Source organism: Sphaerospermopsis torques-reginae ITEP-024, assembly GCF_019598945.1.
GTDB lineage: Bacteria > Cyanobacteriota > Cyanobacteriia > Cyanobacteriales > Nostocaceae > Sphaerospermopsis.
On the sequence record NZ_CP080598.1, the window covers coordinates 2364346 to 2387702 of the forward strand.

A 23357-nucleotide genomic window follows, 5' to 3' on the forward strand; every position below is an offset into this window, starting at 1 on the left:
CAACTAGAGTTAGGAACTATAGTTAGCTAATTAATAGCTATATCATTTTACTACCAATCATAGATATTATATCAAATCAGGATCAAAAATTTAATATCTTTTACCAGCTTTCTAGTTACTTATCGTGTAAATCCTCAAATCCTGGATATCTTGATTCAGACAATATTCAGACAATATTAATTATCCAGTTATTCTTTAGAGAAAGACTGGGTTAATATTAAGTCCCGTTTTTTCAAATAACACCAGTCTTAATGAAACCAATTTAAAACCTATTATTGATGAGCTTCTTATTTCTGGCTGACGGCTGAATGCTTATACTTAAATCTCGTAATACCAAATATTTTCTTTTTTGACAATAATCCGATTTAAAGACATTCGATCAATTACTCCTTCATCTTCTAATTGTCCTAATAATCTAGTAATAGTAACACGGGTAGAACAAACAAGGGCGGCTAAGTCTTCATGTGTCAGTCGCATATTAATTAATCTCCCTGTTTCTACCTGTGAGCCAAATTTGTTAGATAACCATGCTAGAAGTTGAATTAGCATAGATTCTACTTTTTTATGGCTACGTATTAACATTAATTCTTCTGCTTGATGGATGTGCTGAAGTAAAGCATCTGTAAATTGCTGCAAGTTATCTGCTGCTAAAATATTCGCTTCTACATTAGTTAAACATTCTATGCAATAGGGTTTGATTTTTGACAGCATTTCACCCACTATATCCCCAGGTCCCCATAAACCTAAAGCTACTGTTGTACCGTCTTCTAAGTAGGTATAAGTCATGACAAAGCCGCTTTCTATTTGCCAGAGGGCATTTTTTTTACTGGGTATAAGAGATCGCCTGGAAAAATGAAACTTTTGGCGATCGCTATCAGTAGATAACCCGGAAATAATTGTATGTAAAGGCATAAATATATTATATTACTATTTTCCGATGTACTAACCGTAGTATATATGATTTCGGATCAGAAAGTCACGCCAAAAATATCTTTTAGAGTGAGTCAGACTGCATAAATCAAGTAAATAAAGTAATTTTGACATCTGATGCACCCTACAAATGTGTTGATTTCTGGTCAATCTATAGCAATTCTGGGAATTATCTTAAATAACTACGGTAATCCGATAGATTTATGATATTTTAGTAAAACAAGTGATAAGCTATCACATTTAGCACTTTAAAGTAGACTGCTTTCGTAAAAACACCCTTAAATCTATCAATGTACAGTAGTATTTTAAATACGGACTTGAATAGTCAAAGCTACCGTCTCCTGGAACTTTCCGCCAAGGTGGAATACGCACTCTTAGCACTGCTAGAACTAGCCAGCCACCATGATCAAAAAGTTACTCTAACCATAAGTGAAATTGCAGCCAAGCAACCCATCCCAGAGCGTTACTTAGAACAAATTCTCACTCAACTGCGACGTGCGGGTGTGGTGCAGAGTCAGCGCGGTTCAAAAGGTGGTTTTCTTTTAGTGCGTGAACCTTGGCAAATAACCTTACTAGAAATAGTCACCTTGGTAGAAGGAGAACGGAAAGAGAAAGAAAATTCTGAAAATCCAACTATAGAAAGGACTCTAGTGCGTGAAATTTGGGAAAAAGCTAACACCGCTTCTAGTGAAGTGTTGCGTAGTCACACACTCCAAGACTTATGTCAAGAAAAAGAAACTCGCACTCAAAATGATCCCATGTATTACATTTAGTGTGAGTCATCAGCTAATAAATATGGGAAAAGCAATTAATGAATTAATCAATTAATCAATTAATCAATTAATTCTTTTTCATCAAAACTAACAAACACAGACAAATACCAAGGAGTTTGATCGGACTTAATGCCTGATTTTGATAGATGATTACAACACCCAAACCCATCAGTACAAAAGGTACAAAATAACTACCATAATTAGTTAAAAAATTTGCTATTTGCTTCTGGTGGGTTAACTTATAAGCTGTGTAACACCAAACTGACAATAGGAGGAAAAAGACAACTATAATCACTAAAAAGCTATCTAGTTTATTGGTAGAAAATAAAGGTATATAAACAGTAATATTATCACTGCCATTAGCAATAGTAATTAGAGTAATGGTATAAATTTGAGAACTTAACAAATTACTTTGACTTGATGATGCAAATGGTGTAATTTCGGTATTAATTTCAGCCGATAAATTGGTATCTTTTTCTTGATTAACTAAACTACTAATACCTATAGATAAAGGAATCAAACCTAATAAACTAATCCAGTTTGTAGGTATAATTAAACCACTCAATAAACCAGGTAAACTGAGAATGACAAGAATGGTAAAACCCAAATATTGACCTAAAACAATTTGCCAAGGTTGTAAATTATCATCAACTTGGGCAAAAAACACCAGCAAAATCACAAGATCATCAATATTAGTAGCAATAAAAGTTACAACTCCTGTGATTATAGATATCAATAAATCATTCATTCTACATCATTAATCTTCAAACATCATGAATAGTTTAATTACTGCTTTTACTCAAGGTATTATCGCTTTTGCAGCCACTAATATAGACGATATTATTATTTTACTACTTTTATTTTCACAAATAGATAGTAATTTTCGCTGTAGACATATTTTTATCGGTCAATACCTTGGTTTTTTAGCTATTATTATTCTTAGTTTACCAGGTTTTTTTGGTGGCTTAGTGATTCAGCGAGAATTTATTGGATTATTAGGATTATTACCAATAGTAATTGGCATTAAATATTTATTGAATCGAGAAGAAGAAAATACAGAAGTACAAACAGTAAATAGTGATTTATTAGAGTCATCACATCCCAATCCCATATTTGCTTTTTTATTAAGTATTCTTCACCCTAATACTTATAAAGTTGCGGCTGTAACGCTGGCTAATGGTGGTGATAATATTAGTATTTACATTCCCCTATTTGCTGGTCAGAGTTTTGGTAGTTTAGGAATTATTCTGATTGTTTTCTTATCTATGGTAGGGGTGTGGTGTGGTATTGCCTATTTATTAAGTCGTCAAGCTGCTATTGGTTATATTCTAACTCGTTATGGTAAGGCTTTAGTTCCATTTGTGTTAATTGGTTTGGGATTATTTATTATGTATGAACGTGGTACTTTAGAAATGATCAAATCATTGTTATAAGATATTTGAAAAGAAAATATTGGAAAAGCATTTTCAGGTTGACAGATATTTTTTATCCCCCTAAATCTCTATTAAAATGGAGAAATTTGATTTTGGTTAACCCATTAAAAAGTATAGGCAATTCATGAATTATCCTTACATTTTTCTTAGAGATGTCTATTCTTAAATTTCAATCTTCATTTTTCAATTTTCATTTTTTAATTTTTAATCTTTAATTGTTAATTCCTAGTTATGCTGGTAAAACTAACTTCCAACTTACCATCATTAAAATGCTGTATATAATCAATCTCAAAGGGCGTTGAGGTGTAATTTCACAAAGTTTAGCACCAATAATTACACCGGGAACTGAACCGATCCAAATTGGTATCACTAAACCCCAATTAACTGTTCCTAATGTGAGATGTCCTAAAGATGTGAATATTAATAAAATTGCGGCTTGAGTAATATCTGTACCTACTAATTTACGGGCATCAAGACGAAAGAAAACCATCAAAACCAAGGCAAACATAGAACCGGAAGAAACGCTAGTCATACCCACAGAAAAACCTAAAAGTGCGCCAATTAACAATGTTAAAAACCGCCCTTGATTAGTTTTAACATTTAATTTTGGTAATTCGGGTAAATTGACTTTGGGGAAAAATTTCACTAACAACATTTGAATTAATGCTGTGAATGTGACAATTAAAATCATTACTCCCAATAACCGCAGCAAAAGATGATCTATGTTGAGGTTACTGTTTCTGAGTTGATGTAAAACCGCTACACCCAATAATGAACCAGAAACGCTACCCATTGCCAACCATTTAACTATTTCTATATCTAGGGTTTTTTGTTGCCAGTGTTTGACTCCACCTACTACTTTCATTAATGTGGCTGCTACAACATCAGAACTGATAGCAATAGAAGGCGGTACTTGAAAAATAAAAATCAACATTGGAGTGATTAAAGATGCGCCTCCTATTCCTGTTAAACCGACAATAATACCGATGAAAAAGCTGAAAACGGGTAGTAGTAAGTAGTCCATATTCCTGTTTTGTAGTGGGTTTTAGTTTTTACCTGTAAATCAAGGATGTGTTTTTACATGAATATTTTTATTTGAATATTTTTAACTTGACTTAACCTGATATCCTTGACTTTGGTGAATCACCTTAATCTCGATTGTTTTACCGTACTTTAATAATACACTTGAGAAAAGTATATTGTCAAGGTCTGATAATGAAATTGTTTTTCACTGATTTTGTAATCATTATTGGCTCAGGAATAGAGAAAAATAATTAATAAATGATCAATAATTGAGTGTAATAGAAACAACAGTTATGGGAGATTGTATTGCTAGTTAAATACTAATGAATATTAATTAAACACTAACAATTAAATACTAACAATTAAACGCTAACATAAAGCTACTTACATAGAAATATTGAATATCTGAATCAAATAAAAAATCATCGTAGTCACAGGAAAAAATGTATAGAAATATCTAGAAATTTCTTACCTTTGTGTACTTTGCGCTCTTTGTGGTTTAATAATATTAATTTTGAGATAATTATTTAAGGATCAGCAATCAGCTTAAAACTCAGATGATAATAGCTAATTACTTAATCTATGAATAAAATAAAAATGATGAAAGAGGAACACAAATCACAGTTTATGGTGATCAAAAACCTGCTGGTTTCTAATTGGCGTTCTTTGTTATTGATGTTGATAGGTGTGTATTTACCTTTGCAGATTGTGGAAATTATGACGGTGAAAATCTGGCATAATCAAGGCGGGTTTTCTTGGGATGTGCCGATTTTGATGGCTATTCATACTACAGCTAATCCTCAACTAGATGCGATCGCATTAGTGTTAACTAAGTGGGGATCATTTTGGACTGCATTTCCTGTGTTGAGTGCGATCGCCATAATTTTATTACGTAACCGCAGATGGAGAACTTTTAATTATCTCATCACTACTGCTATAGGAAATTTAATTATTAATCACACAGCTAAAGAAATTATACAGCGAACACGCCCTAATTTATGGATATCAAAAGCACCAGAATTGGATTATGCTTTTCCTAGTGGTCATGCCATGACAACTATGACATTAGTAGCAATTTTAGTAATTTTAACTTGGGATCGTCCTTGGCGGTGGTTAGTTTTAATTATTGGTAGTTTTTACCTCTTAATTATTGCTTGGACAAGACTATATTTAGGAGTTCATTTTCCTAGTGATATACTTGCCGGTTGGATGGTTGCTTTAGCTTGGGCTATTGCTATGAATTTAATTATTAAACCATAATTATTTAGCTGTCAGTATTCAGCCTTCAGTATTCAGCCTTCAGCAAGAGCCGAAAACTATAAATAATAGCTGATGACTGATAGCTGAAAGCTGAACGCTTAACCAATAACCAATCACAAATTAAGATTTTTGAGCAGGTGCGTTAATCACTCTTGCATCTACAATAGCCTGAGAAACATTAGGAATAAACCAGTTAATTTCACCAGGTTTGAGAATTTGTGTTCCTGCTTGGCTAAACTCAATCACACCTGTATCTGGGTTAGTTGTCAAAACTAACTTAGTGCCATTAGTAACTTTAACAATTGAATCACCTGTTAATTCTTGGTTTTCTCCATCTAAACCAACAGCTACAGCTTTAACATCTGAAGGTATATAAACTCCTTGACAATTCCATTTATTTTTGGTTGTCTGATTATCACCTAAAAAATATAAAGCTGCTCCTGGGGAATAATCATCTTCTTCTAAATTTGGTTCTGGTCCATAAATAGCTATTGTTTTACCTGTTTTATTAATACATTGCCCCCAATCAATCCCTGATTCAAAGGCTAATTTTTGTAATTTTAAATCACTGATTTTCTGCTCTAATTGTTCTGGTGTATAGCCTGGGGGTAAAGTTTGTGTAGCTTTTGCGTTTGCTAACTGGTTCAATTGTTGAGTCAGGGCTATGTAATCAGGATTTTTCGTATATCTGGGCGGATCTGCTAACGCAGATTCAGAAAATAATAAACTGATACAGCATAACGCAATCATTAATATATACTTGAGACTTTTCATGGTAGTAATTCCTGATTTGAGAATATTGAGATTATCCATTTGGGCAAAAGTAGAAATGGCAAAATCATCATGTTTCTACTTACTAAACTATTCGCTAGTTTAAATTATCATCATTAATTCAAATTGGCAAGAATATCATTTAGCTAATTAGAATACCCAGTATTATCTCTAAATCGCATATTTAAAAACCTGCAATATCTATGATTTTCAAGGATTTTACCTCTATAATTCCCTAAATGACTCATGATTAAGTAGTGTATTTTTACATACTTTTATTAAATCTTTGAAAAGAATTTTTTATACAAATTTAATTCCCACCAAATCCGATGCTCTTTTGAGTATTTATCAAAAGAAAATAATTTTACAAAAAATATCAGAAAAAAATAGATAAACCACTTGCATAATATCAAAGCATCATGTAATATTTGATTTGTCAAAGAAAACACAAATCCTAATAGTAGTTGCTAGGAATAGATATGGGGTTAATCTATCAGCAGCAGCTACAGATTATTCAAGGGAATTTTGTACACATAAATCACAGGTCTGAATAACCTAGAAGGTATAACTAAAAATTAGCCATAATCCAATACAGATTAGGGATTTATTTCTGTGGGATTGGCTTGTAAATATTCGTAGTAAAAGGGAAAAATTGCAACTTTTGGAAATTTTTATTACTTGTCATTAGGTATTACTCAGACAAACATCAAAATCTCCCTATTGTCCATCTATGTATGCGTCATTTCACACATCATTTCACAATAGAGAATCCTGAAAATGAATACAGAAATCAAATCACCTCAAAGTATTCACGGCTTAAAGCCAAATTGCCTTTTTTTCTCAGAAGTTTTAGCTCAATCTTTTGCGGTTATTGCACCAACAACTGTACCTGCATCTAACATAGGTTTGATTGTGGCACTTTCAGGAAATGGAACTTGGCTAAGTTTTGTGATAGGTTTGATGGGATTATTATTAGTTAGCATTAATATCAACCAATTCGCCAGTCGTTCCGCTTCTCCTGGTTCTTTATACTCATACATTACCAAAGGTTTAGGAGCAACCGCAGGTGTAATTTGTGGTTGGAGTTTGGTACTGGCTTATTTATTTACAGGAATGTCCGTTCTCTGTGGTTTTGCTAACTTTTCTGGGATTTTTATTAGCCATTTAGGTATTCATCCTTCGAGTATTACACTATTAGCTATTGGGGCGGGAATTTCTTGGTATGCAGCTTATAAAGATATTCAACTTTCAGCAGTAGCTATGCTGTGGTTAGAAGTAGTTTCCTTAGTTTTAATTATCATTTTGTGCCTGATTATTTGGGCGCACAAAGGTTTTGCTGTAGATATGTCTCAATTAACTTTATCTGGTGTGACTCCAGGTAATTTAGCAACTGGATTAGTTTTAGTCATGTTTGGTTTCTCTGGTTTTGAAAGTGCCACTAGCTTAGGAGATGAAGCCAAAAAACCATTACGTACAATACCTAAAGCAGTGATGGGTAGTGTTATCCTTGCAGGTTTATTTTTTGTTTCTACTACTTACATAGAAGTTTTGGGTTTTAGTGGTACTGGGGTATCTATTACTCAAACAGAAGAACCTTTAGGTTTTCTTTCTCAACAAGTAGGAGTTGGTTTTTTAGGAGAATTAGTAGGTTTAGGAGCATTATTTAGTTTCTTTGCTTGCATTTTAGGAAGTATTAATCCTGCTGCTAGAGTAGCTTTTTTAATGGCACGTCATGGTTTATTTCATGCGTCTTTAGGTAATGCCCACGCAGAAAATAGAACTCCTCATGTTGCTGTGACAATGTGTTCATTTTTGACATTTTTAGTTCCGGCGATCATGTCTTTTTTTCACATCAAACTCTTTGAGTGTATGGGATATTTGGGCGCTATTTGTAGTTATGGTTTTTTAACTGTTTATATTTTGATTTCTGTTGCTGCTCCAGTTTATCTACACAAAATTAATAAACTCCGTCTCATAGATATAGTATTTTCTATTTTGGCGGTGGGTTTTATGATGATTCCCATTGTGGGAAGTGTGGGTATTCCTGGTAGTAATCTTTTTCCTGTTCCAGAAACTCCTTATAATCTTTTTCCTTACTTGTTTTTAATCTATCTTGTTGCTAGTTGTGGTTGGTTTTTAATTAAAAAACAACGCTCCCCCCATTTAGTAGCAGGAATGCAGCAACGAGTTGATGAAATTCATGCGAGTTTTGCGGAAAGAAATAACTATTAAAAAGTGGTAATTTCCCAAATCCAAAATCTCAAATCTCAAATCCAAAATCCAAAATCTAAAATCTAAAATCTAAAATTCCTATGAGTGGTGTAATCACAGCAATTAGTACAGGTGCAGCAGCTTTTAGTGCCACCAATATTGATGATTTAGTCATCTTAACTTTGTTTTTTTCACAAGTAAATGTGAAATTCCGTAAATGGCATATAATTTTAGGTCAATATGTCGGTTTTACAGCTTTAGTTTTGGCGAGTTTACCCGGTTTTTTTGGCGGTTTAATTTTACCTCGTCCTTGGATTGGTTTATTTGGTTTAATACCAATCATCATCGGCATCAAAACTTTACTAGATTCAGAAAATGAAGCATCAGAAGATGTAGATCCAAATACAGAAACATCTCATCAATCATTTCATGAATCACTATTAGCTAAATTTTTTAATGTGCAGACTTACAGTGTAGCTGCTATTACTTTCGCTAATGGTACAGACAACATCAGTATTTATGTACCGATATTTGCTAGTAGTAATTGGCAGAGTCTTTTATTAATTTTGGTTGTGTTTTTTTTGTCGGTGGGATTATTGTGTTATGTGGCATATAAATTAACTCATAACCAGGCGATCGCCCATCTTTTCACCCAATACGGTAATCGTTTCATGCCCTATGTTTTGATTGGATTAGGTACTTTTGTCTTCATTGACAGTAATAGTTTAAGTCTACTGAATGTACTTAACAGATAACAGAGTAAAAAACAAAATCAGCATTTAGTTATCAGAATTTAGTTATCAGTAATTAGGTTAAGCATCAAATTTAAAGTTTGTATAACTCCACAATAAACATTTACAAACTGAAATTTATCTTTATTTTTTCCCTATTACTGACTGTTAAATATTGGTAGCTCAACAATTACTAAAAAATACTAACAACTAATGACAAATGAATGATTAATCATCAATAATAACTAATACACCAAGAGGAAAAAATTTTGACTATACTCACATTTTCTTTATTAGTTTGGCTGGGATCATTTAGTGCTGGGTTAGTAGGATCATTAACAGGTTTAGGAGGCGGAGTCGTTATAGTTCCTTTATTAACTTCAGTTTTTGGTGTTGATATTCGTTATGCTGTTGGTGCATCTTTAGTCTCAGTAATTGCCACATCATTAGGTTCAGCTTCCACATACATTAAACAAGGATTTGCTAACCTGCGCTTAGGAATGTTTTTGGAAGTTGCCACTACCATTGGTGCAATGATTGGAGCTTTATTAGCTGCCTTTGTTTCCGTGAAATTCTTAACAATCATTTTGGCAGTTGTTTTAATTTATTCAGCATATTTATCCCAACGCACAAGAGCAGAAAATCAAGAAATTGCCGAACCAGATCCCATTGCGGAATATCTCCAACTCAATGGTACTTATCCCACTCCTAACGGTGTGATACCTTATCAAATAAATGCCTTACCTGCTGGGTTTAGCATTATGTTAATTGCCGGCGTGCTTTCTGGTTTATTAGGAATTGGTTCGGGAGCATTTAAGGTATTAGCAATGGATCAAGCTATGCGTCTACCTTTTAAAGTTTCCACCACCACCAGCAATTTTATGATCGGTGTGACAGCCGCAACTTCTGCTGGTGTTTATTTAAGTCGTGGATATATAGATCCTGGTTTATCCATGCCAGTAATGTTGGGAGTTTTACCAGGTGCTTTTTTAGGAGCAAGAATTTTAATGGGTGCTAAAACCCAAACATTGAGAATAATTTTTAGCCTTGTTTTAGTGGTAATGGCTATCAAAATGGTGTACAACAGTCTTATAGGGGAGTTATAATTATGTATAGATTAAATTCGGGTTTTCGTTGGACTTCATCAACACAACAAGAAACTGAAGTAATGACTCTAGCTTTAATATCTGAACAACCAGATTCAGATATTCAACAACTAGAAAAACAACATTTTAATCATGTCAATCATCTCAATTATCAGGGTGTAATTGCAAATAATCATAAAATAGAAAAATTGCCGGGTGAGCAATTATTAGAAAATTTGCTCAGTAATTTACTCAGATATGGTGTTTTGATTGCCAGTTCTATAGTATTTATAGGAGGAATATTATATTTAATCAATCACGGTTCAGAACCTGCTCCATATCATATATTTCGTGGTACATCTCCTGAATTTTGCTCACCCATTGGCGTATTCACCGCAATTTTATCAGGTAGTCGGCGGGCAATTATTCAATTGGGACTTTTAATATTAATTGCTGTGCCAGTTTTACGAGTCTTTATTTCTTGTTTAACTTTTCTATTCCTGCGACAATTTATTTATGTAGTCATTACTTCTTTAGTGTTAACAAGTCTTATTTACAGTTTGCTCAGTGCCTATTAATATATCATCTAATATGTAATAGGTAAAAAATCAGTAGATAAATCCCCGAATTTTTTGGTCATTCGGGGATATAATCAAATATTTATACCAATCATGTGTACCAAATTCAAGAATCAAATAACCGCAAAGAACACAAAGTACACAAAGAGGGAAGCAAGAGATTCAGAAATCTGGCACATTCTTCTACAGAAGTGATATTACTAGGAAATTAACAATTTTTTCTTAGTCATTTTTAAGTTTTTCCAAAGGATCTGAATTTGTTTATAAGCATCCTCTGGGGAAAGTTTACCACCAGTTTGTAAACTACAAATATGGTTAACCCTTTGAGAAAAATCTTGAAGATGAGCATTAAATAATAAATATTCTGGTTCAAACTGTCCATAATATGGACTACGTGGATAAAGAAAGTCAGATATTTCTGAGAGAAAATAAGGGTCTTGGTTCATATAGAATATAGCAGGTAGTTAGAATTAAAACAATCAGAAATTATGCAAGTGGTATTTAAGAAAATTTTATATCAGTATTTCATAAACACTCTTTAAACGCAGTATTAGTGAATACATTTTTCAGTATTCTCATAGTTGTAAACACTGGTAAATACAAATTGACTATAATGATCAGTAACTCAAATTGAAATTTGCTGTAATACCCGAATACCCCACTTCTTTAAGAAGTCGGGAATCTATATACTATTAACTACAGTATTTTTGTATATTTAGTCTATCATTACTAAAGTCATGATATAATCTTGCACGATAGACATAATTACAGAATATTGTATCAACATGATCAAAGAATGCGACCGAGATGAGACAATATCACACTTTCAAAAAAGCAGCTAAACTCACAGCTTTGATATGTTTAATTACCATTTTAGTTACTCCTTTTGTCATAGTTAATGCTGGTGAACGTGGTGTATTAATGAAGTTTGGAGAGGTGCAAGATCCAGTATTAGCTGAAGGAATACACCTAATTATTCCTGTAGTGAATACAGTGAAAAAATTAAGTATTAGAATCCAAAAACAATCTATATCTACTGAGTCTATATCTAAAGATTTACAAAATATTTTTACTCAAGTAGTGCTAAATTGGCATATTCAACCCATAAAAACAAATCTAGTATTTCAACAAATTGGCGATGAAAAAAACATTATAGATATGATTATTGATCCAGCAATTGCAGAAGTTGTAAAAGCTATAGTCGCTCAATATACAGCAGAAGAAACCATTACTAAACGTGAAGATGTGAAAAATAAATTAGATAATTTTCTAAAACAAAGATTAGATAATTATGATATTGTAGTTGACGATGTATCTTTAGTTAATATCAGCTTTTCTCATCAGTTTATAGAAGCTGTAGAAGCAAAACAAGTTGCTGCACAGGAAGCAAAACGGGCGGAATTTTTAGCGATTAAAGCAGCTAAGGAAGCGGAAGCTAAGGTAAATTTAGCCAAGGGTGAAGCTGAATCTTTGAGTTTATTAAAAAATATTTTGACACCAGAATTATTACAAAGACAAGCACTAGAAAAGTGGAATGGTAAATTACCGTTAATTGTGGGTAAAGAAGATTTTAAAATTGGCGATATTCAACAGTTAATTACAGCAAGTGAAAATTAAGTTATTTGTAAGAATTCAGGAGTCAGGAGTCAGGAGTCAGAATATTGTATAAATCAGTAGATTATCAATATGTGATTTTTATTCTAACCCTTAAAAAGCTGATTTCTCTTAGCTGATAGCTGAATGCTTACAGTTATTTTTTTAATCATGAATCCTGATTTTAAATCCCCTCTTGTTTAAAATTGGGGATTTTATTGTTTATGAATTGTTGAAAATTTCTAGAGGAATATCAATAATTTTCAACTGAAGTAAAAACACAATCAATAAGGTATATGCAGTTGAAGAAATCAAAGTATTGAATATCTCTTTTTTAAGATTACGCTCCTGGGGTTGTTTTTGAAAAATATCACCTGCTCCAAATTGCATCATGAGAATACCGATAATATTTGATAACCAATAACCAATAATTGTGCAAGGTAAAAGTAAATTTTCTGACAAAAAACTGCACACATAACCAAAAAAGTACGCTATCGGTAGATTGAATAATAAATCATTCCACCAGCATAATGGAGAAAGCAAATATCCGAAAACAACAAAAAACCCTCCTCTTAATTTCTTCCAAATATTGCTACTTGGTTGGTGGGAGGTGGTTTCTTGTTTCTCTTCTAAAGTGGGATCAAAGTTTTGACTGGTTACGGATAAATTTTTCATAAATACACTATTCCTATCAAATTAGTGTATTTTAACTTTAAATCAAAAAAAAGTCCATAGTTATTAATGCAGGACTGATGCAACTAGCACATTAATAGGATACATCAAAACGTATAAATTATGTAAATACACATATTATTGATATCTGAAGCACCAGAAAACTTGATGAAGTGCGGAATGTGGGTAAAAATTAAGGTGAAAGTTAGATCCCATAAAAACACCTAACTAACCGCCTTAACTCTCTTTTGCTAACCCCTACCACCACCAATAAAATATAACAAAGCCATTCTCACAGCTACACCGCTAGTTACCTGATCTTGAATTAAACTAAATTCAGGATCATCCATTAAATCTGAACTAATTTCTACACCTCTATTAACTGGACCAGGATGCAAAACTTTGACATGAGGTTTACACATTTTTAACCGATTTCTAGTAATGCCAAATAATTGATGATATTCCCTTAAACTGGGTAATAAATGGGCTGTCATTCGTTCTTTTTGCAAACGCAATGTCATCACAAAATCAGCATTTTCTAAAGCTGGTTCTAGTTGCCAATGGATCAATAACCGTTCTGCATTTGCTGTACCTTGTAAATATTCAGCAAAGAATTTAGGTAATAAAGTGGGAGGTGCTGCTAAATGCACTTCTGCACCACTGGCGGTTAAACTCCAAATATTAGAACGGGCAACACGAGAATGTAAAATATCCCCAACAATGGCAATTTTTTTACCTTCTAATAATTCAATTCTGGGTTTTTCTGGATTAATTAAACTACAAATTGTAGATAAATCTAATAATGCTTGAGATGGATGCTCATGTTGTCCATCACCAGCATTTAAAACACTGACTTTTTCACCTAAACGATCCATTTCTTGGGCGATCGCCTGGGGTACTCCTGCTTCTTTATGGCGAATTACCATAATATCTGTACCCATTGCTAAATAGGTTTTAGCAGTATCTAAAATTGTCTCTCCTTTAGTCATGGAAGAAGTAGCCGCAGCAAAATTCAGAGTATCTGCACTTAACCTTTTAGCAGCTATTTCAAAACTACTCCGGGTGCGGGTAGAAGGTTCAAAAAATAAATTTGCCACTACCTGTCCTTGCAAAGTGGGTACTTTTTTTGTTCTGCGTGATAGAACTTCTCTAAATGAAGCCGCAGTTTGTAAAACCGCGTTATATTCATCTGTGGTGAAGTCAGATAAAGAAAGAATGTGATGACGATTCCAAGTAGTTGTAGGCATTGAGATTTTAGATTTTAGATTTTAGATTTTAGATTTTGGATTTTAGATTTTAGATTTTAGATTTTGGATTTTTGAGGTAATTAGTAGTAGTCATGAACAATTACCAATTACCCATTACCAATTACCTATTACCAAATTTTAAGTTGGTAAATGAAAGACTTTCAAAGCAATAGAAACTATGCTCAGGAAGGTGACAAAACCAATAGTATCCAACATGGTGGTGACTAATGGACCACTCATTAAAGCTGGATCTAATTTTAGCTTTTGTAATCCCATTGGTAACAAAGTTCCCAAGCTAACAGCAACCATTGTATTCGTTGCCATGACAGTTCCCGCAACTAAAGCTACCCATCTTTCATTCGGTTTTGCCCAAATTAAGGAAAGAGCGATCATTGTTGCACCTAACGCAATAGCTGTACCTAACCCCGCTAAAAGTTCTTTGCGGAGAATTTTACCAGTATCTTCTGCGGTTACTTCTCCTACACCTAAACCGCGAATAGTCACGGTTAAGGCTTGAATACCGACAGTTCCCCCGGTATTAGAAAATATGGGCATAATTACAGCTAGAACCGGTACAGCCGCAATAACTTGTTGAAAAGGAGCGATCGCACTAGCCGCACCAATATACAATGCCATGATACCTAATAACCAAGGCAACCGTTTTTTAATAGTTACATGAGGAGGAGATAAAGCTTCTTCATCACCACTCACAGCAGCTAATTTTTGAATATCCTCGGTAGCTTCTTCTTCTAAAATATCAATGACATCATCAATGGTAATAATTCCCACTAACCTATCTTCCCGATCTACTACAGGCATAGCAATTAAATCATAACGTTGCATAATGCGGGCTGCTTCTTCCTGTAGGGTTTCAGTTTTCACTTTCACAACATGAGAACTAGCAATATCTTTAATTAAGACTTCGGGAAAAGTAAATAATAACTGACGCAAAGAAACAACACTAACTAATTTACGATTATCGTCGGTGACGTAAGCATAGTAAATTGTTTCTTTATCTTCGTCTTGTAAACGAATTTTACTTAACGCTTCACCGACAGTCAAACCTTGTCGCAACCGTACATATTCTGTTGTCATTACCCTGCCGGCAGTTCCTTCAGGATAACCCAAAATCGTTGCGGTAGCTTGTCTTTGTTCGGGGCTAAGTTGTTGTAATAAACGTTTAACTACTCCTGCTGGTAGTTCATCAAACAAGTATGCTCTTTCATCAGGACTCATTTCTTCTACCAGATGTACTACTTGCACATCATGTAGAGAGTTTATCAGTTCTTCTTGTACTTCTGTAGGTAAATATTCAAATACATCAATAGCTTGATTTTTGTTCAGTAAACGAAAAGCGATCGCCCTGTGTTTTTCCGGTAATTCTGAAATATATTCTCCCACATCCACAGGTTGCAGATTATTTAAATCACATTTCAATTGATTTAAGTCAGCAACATCCAAAGAATTGCGAACATCTTGTGTCAGCATAACAAATTCCTCCTAATGTCTCCCCCTCGCTGGGAGACTTTCTCGCCAGCTTAGGGGAGGATACTACTGCCATCTGGTGGACTTTTGTCCATAAAATTTCAAGAACTCAATATTGATATTTAATCAAGTCATCATTAAGTTATCATCCTAACCCGGAATTGGCCGATTTGATAACAACCTGGCAATAATGCTTTCTTAATGTAGCATTATACACCGGGGTATATTTTAGATGCCTTGATTTTTTATAGATGTAGAGATTTTACTACTATATTAATCGGTGTCAAGTCTATCAGCCACTTTACTGGAAATCTTTACACAATGAAGATATTTTTCAGTAGATAGTAGATAGAGATAGATCCTCGACTTCTTGAAGAAGTCGGGGATCTGGGTTTAGTTGTAAAAATCGGGTAATATGAAGATAAAAGCAAGAAAACCTATAAGATTAAGTTCCTGTAACATCATCAGCGATAACAACCAGTTCAATTACTTTTTAATGAGGAAAAAATGAGAATTAAGCAAATTTCAGTCACAGAACTTTTTGGTATTTTCAATCATGTTATTCCCTTGAATACAGAAGATAGAATAACTATAATTTACGGTTTAAATGGTATTGGTAAAACTGCAATATTGAAAATGATAAATGGGATTTTTAATTTACAATTTTCAGAGTTTCGTAGTATTCCCTTCAAAGATTTTCAAGTCGATATTGATAATGGAAGTTATCTGAGAGTAAATAAAAGCCAACTTGCTAGTGAAGAAAATCAACTGACCTTTTATTTTAAACAAGATAGTAGCAGCAAAGAGCTTAAATTTACTCCCAATAGACTAGAAGTTAAAGAAATATCAGAAGTTCCTATTTCCAGTATACTAGATATACTAGATGATGTCGTTCCTGGACTGGAAAGGATATCTTCTAACCGTTGGTTATATGTACCTACAAATGAAATACTATCTTTAAAAGAAGCTTTAGAAAGGTTTAGTGATTTCTTGCCTGAAAAAATTAGATTAAAAAACATACCTACATGGATGGAACAGCTTAAAAAATCTATAGAAATAAATTTTATCCAATCACAGCGATTATTAAATTTAGCAGAGAATACTAAATTCCGCATGGAAAGGTCACGAACTTTAATGATACCTTCTGTTGCTAGTTATGCAAATGAATTAGCAGCAAATATTCAAGCTAAACTAGCAGAATATGGGACTTTATCTCAATCACTTGATAGAACTTTTCCCGTCAGAGTGGTTCAACAAAACAACTCAACTGATATCACAGACACACAAATACGTCATAAGCTTAATGAACTTGAAGAAAAACGTTCTCATTTAATCAATACTGGACTTTTGGATAATGATGAAAATCAAAATTTTCAAGTACAAGACACAATAGATAAAAGCACAAAAAAAGTTTTATCTGTCTATGTTGAAGATGTAGAGAAGAAACTCAAGATTTTTGAGGAATTAGCACAAAAAATAGAACTAATTAAGAGAATTATTAACCAGCGGTTTTCTTATAAAGAAATTAATATTAGTAAAGAAAAAGGTTTTACATTTACTTGTAATGGCAATTCTTTGTCACCCACACAATTATCTTCTGGAGAACAGCATGAATTAGTAATACTCTATGAATTATTATTTAAAGTTAAACCAAATTCATTAATTTTAATTGATGAACCAGAACTGTCACTGCACGTAGAATGGCAAGTGAATTTTCTTAAAGATTTACAAGAAATTACAAAAATAGCTAACATTGATATTTTACTAGCAACTCACTCACCTGGTATAATTCATGATAGATGGGACTTAACTGTTGAATTAAAAAGTCCTCAGAGATGAGAGAATTTATCACACCTGAGTTTATTGCTAATCAAATTCGGATGAGACGCAGTGCTTACTCAGGGACTTTTATAATTGTTGAAGGTTCTACCGATGCGCGGGTATATGAACGCTGTTTAGATAATAAAAAATGTGAGTTTTCAATTGCTCACAATAAAGATCAAGCTATAGCTGCATTATCTATTCTTGAAAGAGATAATTTTGCAGGTGTCTTAGCTATTGTTGATGCAGATTTTTCCAGACTAGAAGGAACTTTACCAGCTAGTCAAAATCTATTATTTACTGATTATCATGATTTAGAAATTATGTTAATTCAATCTCCTGCACTTGATAAATTAATGCGTGAATTTGGCAGTGAGGAAAAAATCAATAATTTTTATAAACTTTATCAACCAATCATTATAACACTATTGGACAATGGTAAATTAATCGGTTATTTAAGATGGGTATCTTTAAAATTCAATCTATCACTTAAATTTGAAAATCTCACCTATAGTAAATTCTTAGATCAGAAAACATTAAAAGTAGATATTACCAAATTGATTAAAGCAGTTAAAGACCATTCCCAAAAACCAGCACTGATAGAAAAAGATATTCAAGAAAAATTAGAAAATCTACAAGATCATGATCATGATCCGCATCAAGTTTGTTGTGGTCATGATTTAATTTGTATTTTGTCCATAGGATTGTGTAAAATCTGGGGAACATGGAACAGTAATGATGTTAAACCAGAAGTATTAGAAATAAGTTTAAGATTGGCATACGAAGAATCTTATTTCCGTGATACACAGTTATATAAATTGATTCAAGGATGGGAACAAAATAACCAACCTTATCAAGTTTTATCATCCCCATCTTCAGAAAATTAAGAACCTCAAAAACTGTCACCTGTCACCTGTCACCTGTCACCTGATATTCTGTATAATCCCACACAACACCCCAAACCCCCCACCCCGCAGGAATTAACCCTCTGGTAAACTGTCAAATACCCGTTTAACTAACTGCTTGGTTTTATTTTCCAAATGTTGCCAATCCACTTCCCCCGACTCATCTAATAAATTAGTATCAATATCAACATCTGTATTTTCTGGACTGTAATTGACAAAACACACTTGATAACACAAATCCCACAAATCCACATTTACCTCCTGCTCTTGACGTTGCAAGCGCAAATGGTATCCTGGATAGGGCATAGGCAACAAAGCAAGATTGGCCTTAATATCTTCCACCTGTTCCGGTGTGGCAGTTTCCATATCTTGCAACAACTGTGTCACCATAGCCTTGGTTTCATCAGTTGTACCAGGTGGCCAAATCAGTACATCATGGTAAATTCCTTTCCAAGAGGATGTATCCAGATGCTTACGAATATTATCAACAACGCGAATAAAAGCCGGTTGCATAAGAATTTCAGCTTGCTGCCATGTGGTAGAGTTTGTTATCTTAGGTGGCATTGTTAGTTAAGAAAAATACTAAACAAACAGTAACAATTTGTTGTTTTTATTAAAAAACTGCAATTTTAGTCTAAATCTTTTCTCAAGATAGCGGATCTCAGGACAGAAAATTTGGAGATATTTATTACCGTTTGCAAAATTAGGTGTTAAAACTGGGGAGGGAATAATGATTGGCAAACTACTAGACCATAGATACCAAGTCATACGCATTTTGGCAACGGGAGGATTTGGTCAAACCTATATTGCTGAAGATACCAGGCGGCCTGGTAATCCCATCTGCGTTGTCAAACACCTTAAACCTGCCAGCACAGACCAAAAAATCTTTGAAACTGCTAAACGTCTATTTAACAGCGAAGCAGAAACTTTAGAAAAATTGGGTAATCATGATCAAATACCCAGACTATTAGCTTATTTTGACGAAAATCAAGAATTTTTCCTAGTTCAAGAATACATTGATGGACATACTCTCACAGAAGAACTGATACCTGGACAGCCTTGGAATCAAAACCAGGTGATGCAGTTGTTGTTGGAAGTGCTGGAAATTTTAGAATTTGTCCATCAACAAGGTGTTATTCATCGTGACATCAAACCAGATAATATCATCCGTCGTGCTGCTGATTATAAATTAGTTTTAGTAGACTTTGGGGCAGTTAAACAATTAAGGTCGCCTTTAGTGTCTGTTGGCGCACAGCTAACAGCTACAGTTGCTATAGGCACTCCTGGCTATATGCCTACAGAACAAGGACAAGGTAAACCTCGTCCTAATAGTGATATTTATTCCTTGGGTATCATTGCTATTCAAGCTTTAACTGGAGTTCCCGCAAACCAATTTCCAGAAGATCCTCATACTGGTGAAATTCTCTGGCAGCATTTTATCCCAGTTAATTACCGCTTGGCAGAAATTCTGAGTAAAATGGTGCGTTATCACTTCAAAGACCGTTATCAAACCGCCACGGAAGCACTACAAGCTTGTAGAGAATTTTTGAATATGACCTCTACTTCTTCCGTTTATTCCGTTTATTCCGAAGCTCCCAAACAAGTTAGCTACCATCCCCCCAAACCCGCTTCTACCAGTAAACTATCTCAAATCTTTTCACAGCAAACTGTTGCTGTTGCACCGGCTAACCATAATCCTATAGCTCCTAAACCTGTTCCTCAACAAGATGATAACAAACCTGATCCATTACCCTTGATCATTGGTTTATTATTAGCTGGTGGTGCAGCAGCTTTGGTAACAAATTTATATCCAAATGTGAAAAATATCGCTGCTAATTGGACAGGGAAAAGCAGCACTTCAGCTACAAATTGCTTGGCTATAGTCAAGCCTAATTCTAATGTCCGTTCTGAACCAAGTGCGATTAATTCTGATAATATTTTAAAGACTCTTGGTGATGCTAGTGAGTTTGATGTCACTGGTAAAAGAACAAAACGCGGTTGGATAGAATTAAAACTTAAATCTGGTCGTTTGGCTTGGGCGCACTCTGATGTTATTATTAATAATAATGAATGGATTGCTTGTTTGCGGGATCAAGGTGTTTCTATTCAAACTGTAGATGATCTGCCTTTAATTGCATCTCGACCTGTTCCTAAACCACAACCAACACCAACTGCTGTGGTTACTTCCAACCCAGTAAAATCTGAAAAATCTCCAGCGGGTGAGGAGCAGAAAAAAATTGTGGAAACAGCTAGACAGAAATTTGAATCTGGAGATGTGCAAGGGGCGATCGCTCAACTAAAAACAATTCCTAAAAATGCTACATCCGGTCTTAAAGAAACAGTAGAGATCATCAACCAATGGCAGGAAGACTGGGCGAAAGCAGAAGCAATAGCTAATGAGATTAATAAAGCTATTGATAACGGTCAATGGGATAAAGTTTTAGCTTATCGAGACCAACCCGAAAAATTACCTAATATTAAATATTGGCAAAATAAACTAGAACCATTGTTTAAACAAGCCGCAGAAAACGCTGCTAAACAGGTTATCCCTAACCAAAACCAAAAACCCAATCAAAATCAACCAACGACTTCCGAAACACCCACCGCCAAGGAACAGGAAAATAGTGATAATTAGGTAATGGTTTTGAAGGCAAGAGGCAAGAGGCAAAAGGCAATAGTTTATTATTACCAATACCCAATCACCAATCACCAATCACCAATCACCAATTAATGTAATTCGTCGTATTCTGCCGTTTCTACTCTTCTGGTTTCTGGGCGGGAAGATGGTAAAAATTCAGCCCGTCTAATTGTAGCTAAAGGAGGTGTATGTCCGTGATAGGGGTGAATTACTTGGACGGTACGGGCAGGACGTTGCTTAGGAGAGAACAAAGATAGAACTCCAGCCACAACCACACCACCACCAATAGTCAGAGTTGCCCCACCTACAGCCCAAATTATAGGTGAAGACCACCAGGGATTTTGTTCAGGTGGTAGTGCAGCAGCGACTTTTTGCTGATTTTGCTGTTGAGCTAACTGCCACTGATGTTGAGTGAAACTTTGAACCTGACCTTGAAGTTGCTGATTTTGTAATCTTAGTTGTTCATTGTCGGTTTTCAACTTCTCCATCTGCATATTCAGCTTTTCCATTTCCAGACGTTGGTCAGAATTGGGCGCAACGGGTTGGGGATTAGGATATACTGGTTGCCCATAGTTAGGGGGATATTGCATTGAAGGCTGCATCACTTGGGGCGCTACAACCGCAGATGGCATTTGTGGAGCCACAGCAAAGTTAGGTTGTTGTATGGGGGTATTGGTTCCTTTGAGCAATAGGAGAGCCGCTAAACCAGCTACAGCCACTCCGCCGATAAATGCCATACTTTCACTCATAAAATTTACCCCTCAACTAATACCAAACCATAATTTATTTGTGACTGACACAATATTATACTGCTATATAAAACCTAGACAAAACTAGACTTTACTTTCTACTTCAACGGGAGCATGGGAGCAGTTATCCCTCTGTAGACTTTCACGCTGTAGCCCAACGCGATTGTGTTCCAATTAAGTTTCTGAAAAAGACTACCACCATCATTGCTTGGTTTTCGCGTCGGCAATAGTCTCAATTCAATACTTGATATCACCGTATTATATATCAAGTAGTTGATTTTTTCCTGAAAATATATTGATTTTTGTCAATATAAGTATAGTTTTGTCTATGAAATTGTCAACTTAGGACAAGCTCTCTCACAATCATAAATTTATTGCCTAGTTTTAATTCACATAGGACTCAACCTATAAGCAAATATATCAGGTAGTTTTTTTTTAGCCTGGTATGTATTCTTAATATTCAAGACTATATCAGTCAAATTGTCCACCAGGGAATGATAAAAAAACTACGCTGATATCTTTTTTAATCTACTTTTCCCAAATCATCAAGAGGGAGTTGTGATTGTTTGCTTGAGAGTTTGGCAAAATTGAGCGATCGCCGAGAGTCCTTGTTCTGGTGTTCCTTCTGCTAAACGCTTTACCACCGCACTACCAACAATTGCTGCATCCGCTCCCCATTCTCGCACTTGCCGCGCTTGTTCAGGATCGGAAATTCCAAAACCAACACCAATGGGTTTATCTGTAAAACTGCGAATTTGTGTGAGTAAGTCAGAAACACGACTTTCCATTTGCGATCGCATTCCCGTTACCCCAGTCACACTTACCAAATAGATAAAACCTTGGGATGCTTTGGCGATCGCTTCAATTCTCTCAGCAGAACTGGTAGGAGCTACCAACAAAGTTAAATCAAGATCCATCTCACTCGCTGGTTTCAGTAGCCCTGCTGCCTCTTCCAAGGGCAAATCAGGAACTACCAAACCTGCCACACCAGCAGCCTTAATTTGCCCCAGAAACTTATCAATTCCTCGGTGTAAAATTGGATTGTAATAAGTAAATAAAATAATTGGCGCTTGCAAACTGGGAGTAGTAGATTGTAACATTTCCAGCACTTGATCCAAGGTAGTACCCTTTTGTAAAGCGCGGGTAGCAGCAGCTTGAATCACCGGACCATCTGCCAGGGGATCAGAATAGGGAACACCAAGTTCAATAATATCCGCACCAGAACGATCTAAAACTTTTAAAGCCTTTGCAGTAGTTTCTAAATCAGGATCACCAGCAGTAATAAACGGAATCAGAGCGCACTCGTGATTCCGTCTTAAAGTTTCAAAACAACGAGAAATTGCAGTCATCAGTCAGGGAATAGGGAATAGGGAACAGGGAATGGGTAATTGGTAATTGGTAATTGGTAATTGGTAATTGGTAATTGGTAATTGGGTTATTCATCTTACCCAG

At 34.7% G+C, this 23357-nt stretch carries 22 protein-coding genes; 11 read left to right on the top strand and 11 right to left on the bottom strand.

Features of this window, described 5'->3' with window-relative positions; genetic code table 11:
• Positions 1-318 precede the first annotated feature (318 nt).
• On the bottom strand, positions 319-912 hold the full coding sequence (locus tag K2F26_RS11085) for a Crp/Fnr family transcriptional regulator (protein WP_220611511.1): 594 nt from the start codon (positions 910-912) through the stop codon (positions 319-321).
• A gap of 308 nt (positions 913-1220) precedes the next feature.
• Between K2F26_RS11085 and K2F26_RS11090 the strand changes: the two genes are divergently transcribed.
• Positions 1221-1703, top strand: coding sequence for an RrF2 family transcriptional regulator (locus K2F26_RS11090; protein ID WP_220611512.1), 483 nt, complete (start codon positions 1221-1223; stop codon positions 1701-1703).
• Positions 1704-1770: 67 nt separating this feature from the next.
• Here K2F26_RS11090 and K2F26_RS11095 read toward each other — a convergent pair whose 3' ends face one another.
• On the bottom strand, positions 1771-2451 hold the full coding sequence (locus K2F26_RS11095) for a cadmium resistance transporter (RefSeq protein WP_220611513.1): 681 nt from the start codon (positions 2449-2451) through the stop codon (positions 1771-1773).
• A 25-nt stretch (positions 2452-2476) separates the two neighbouring features.
• On the opposite strand from K2F26_RS11095, the gene K2F26_RS11100 reads away from it, so the two are divergent.
• Positions 2477-3136, top strand: coding sequence for a cadmium resistance transporter (locus K2F26_RS11100; protein WP_220611514.1), 660 nt, complete (start codon positions 2477-2479; stop codon positions 3134-3136).
• Between the two features lie 229 nt (positions 3137-3365).
• Here the strand turns inward: K2F26_RS11100 and K2F26_RS11105 are convergent, their stop codons facing one another.
• Complete coding sequence (locus tag K2F26_RS11105; RefSeq protein WP_220611515.1) at positions 3366-4160, bottom strand: sulfite exporter TauE/SafE family protein; 795 nt, start codon at positions 4158-4160, stop codon at positions 3366-3368.
• Between the two features lie 581 nt (positions 4161-4741).
• Here K2F26_RS11105 and K2F26_RS11110 point away from each other — a divergent pair.
• Positions 4742-5419: a phosphatase PAP2 family protein gene (locus K2F26_RS11110; protein ID WP_220611516.1), complete on the top strand. Its 678-nt coding sequence runs from the start codon at positions 4742-4744 to the stop codon at positions 5417-5419.
• A 120-nt stretch (positions 5420-5539) separates the two neighbouring features.
• Here K2F26_RS11110 and K2F26_RS11115 read toward each other — a convergent pair whose 3' ends face one another.
• Entirely contained in the window at positions 5540-6193 is a 654-nt protein-coding gene (locus K2F26_RS11115) for a hypothetical protein (protein ID WP_220611517.1), read from the bottom strand.
• Between the two features lie 774 nt (positions 6194-6967).
• On the opposite strand from K2F26_RS11115, the gene K2F26_RS11120 reads away from it, so the two are divergent.
• The 4 genes from K2F26_RS11120 to K2F26_RS11135 all read left to right on the top strand — a co-directional run bounded on the left by K2F26_RS11120 (position 6968) and on the right by K2F26_RS11135 (position 10795).
• The gene (locus K2F26_RS11120; RefSeq protein ID WP_220611518.1) at positions 6968-8422 is read left to right on the top strand and encodes an APC family permease; all 1455 of its coding nucleotides are present in this window, start codon (positions 6968-6970) and stop codon (positions 8420-8422) included.
• 80 nt (positions 8423-8502) lie between these two features.
• Positions 8503-9156, top strand: coding sequence for a cadmium resistance transporter (locus K2F26_RS11125; RefSeq protein ID WP_220611519.1), 654 nt, complete (start codon positions 8503-8505; stop codon positions 9154-9156).
• A 245-nt stretch (positions 9157-9401) separates the two neighbouring features.
• The gene (locus K2F26_RS11130; protein ID WP_220611520.1) at positions 9402-10238 is read left to right on the top strand and encodes a sulfite exporter TauE/SafE family protein; all 837 of its coding nucleotides are present in this window, start codon (positions 9402-9404) and stop codon (positions 10236-10238) included.
• A 2-nt stretch (positions 10239-10240) separates the two neighbouring features.
• Positions 10241-10795, top strand: a complete 555-nt coding sequence (locus K2F26_RS11135) for a DUF1634 domain-containing protein (protein WP_220611521.1) — start codon at positions 10241-10243, stop codon at positions 10793-10795.
• Between the two features lie 200 nt (positions 10796-10995).
• Here K2F26_RS11135 and K2F26_RS11140 read toward each other — a convergent pair whose 3' ends face one another.
• Complete coding sequence (locus K2F26_RS11140) at positions 10996-11241, bottom strand: DUF7219 family protein (protein ID WP_220611522.1); 246 nt, start codon at positions 11239-11241, stop codon at positions 10996-10998.
• A gap of 361 nt (positions 11242-11602) precedes the next feature.
• On the opposite strand from K2F26_RS11140, the gene K2F26_RS11145 reads away from it, so the two are divergent.
• Complete coding sequence (locus tag K2F26_RS11145; RefSeq protein ID WP_220611523.1) at positions 11603-12412, top strand: prohibitin family protein; 810 nt, start codon at positions 11603-11605, stop codon at positions 12410-12412.
• A gap of 198 nt (positions 12413-12610) precedes the next feature.
• On the opposite strand, the gene K2F26_RS11150 is transcribed toward K2F26_RS11145, so the two are convergent.
• From K2F26_RS11150 to mgtE, 3 genes are all read right to left on the bottom strand, one after another.
• Positions 12611-13063 (bottom strand): DUF7980 family protein, encoded by a 453-nt coding sequence (locus K2F26_RS11150; protein WP_220611524.1) that lies wholly within the window; start codon positions 13061-13063, stop codon positions 12611-12613.
• Positions 13064-13311: 248 nt separating this feature from the next.
• Positions 13312-14307 (bottom strand): aspartate carbamoyltransferase catalytic subunit, encoded by a 996-nt coding sequence (locus K2F26_RS11155; RefSeq protein ID WP_220611525.1) that lies wholly within the window; start codon positions 14305-14307, stop codon positions 13312-13314.
• A gap of 138 nt (positions 14308-14445) precedes the next feature.
• Positions 14446-15795 (bottom strand): magnesium transporter, encoded by a 1350-nt coding sequence (gene mgtE / locus K2F26_RS11160; RefSeq protein ID WP_220611526.1) that lies wholly within the window; start codon positions 15793-15795, stop codon positions 14446-14448.
• Positions 15796-16299: 504 nt separating this feature from the next.
• Here mgtE and K2F26_RS11165 point away from each other — a divergent pair.
• Both K2F26_RS11165 and K2F26_RS11170 read left to right on the top strand, forming a co-directional pair.
• Positions 16300-17631, top strand: a complete 1332-nt coding sequence (locus tag K2F26_RS11165; protein WP_220611527.1) for an AAA family ATPase — start codon at positions 16300-16302, stop codon at positions 17629-17631.
• Positions 17628-18500: a DUF4435 domain-containing protein gene (locus K2F26_RS11170; RefSeq protein WP_220611528.1), complete on the top strand. Its 873-nt coding sequence runs from the start codon at positions 17628-17630 to the stop codon at positions 18498-18500. Before K2F26_RS11165 ends, K2F26_RS11170 begins: the two co-directional genes overlap by 4 nt.
• Before the next feature lie 93 nt (positions 18501-18593).
• Here the strand turns inward: K2F26_RS11170 and K2F26_RS11175 are convergent, their stop codons facing one another.
• A complete protein-coding gene (locus K2F26_RS11175; RefSeq protein ID WP_220611529.1) occupies positions 18594-19082 on the bottom strand; it encodes a hypothetical protein in 489 nt (162 codons plus the stop codon).
• 166 nt (positions 19083-19248) lie between these two features.
• Between K2F26_RS11175 and K2F26_RS11180 the strand changes: the two genes are divergently transcribed.
• Complete coding sequence (locus K2F26_RS11180) at positions 19249-21153, top strand: serine/threonine protein kinase (RefSeq protein WP_220611530.1); 1905 nt, start codon at positions 19249-19251, stop codon at positions 21151-21153.
• Positions 21154-21245: 92 nt separating this feature from the next.
• On the opposite strand, the gene K2F26_RS11185 is transcribed toward K2F26_RS11180, so the two are convergent.
• Together K2F26_RS11185 and trpA are read right to left on the bottom strand one after the other, a co-directional pair.
• A complete protein-coding gene (locus tag K2F26_RS11185; RefSeq protein WP_220611531.1) occupies positions 21246-21905 on the bottom strand; it encodes a heterocyst differentiation related protein in 660 nt (219 codons plus the stop codon).
• Positions 21906-22450: 545 nt separating this feature from the next.
• Positions 22451-23254: a tryptophan synthase subunit alpha gene (gene trpA / locus K2F26_RS11190; RefSeq protein ID WP_220611532.1), complete on the bottom strand. Its 804-nt coding sequence runs from the start codon at positions 23252-23254 to the stop codon at positions 22451-22453.
• Positions 23255-23357 lie beyond the last annotated feature (103 nt).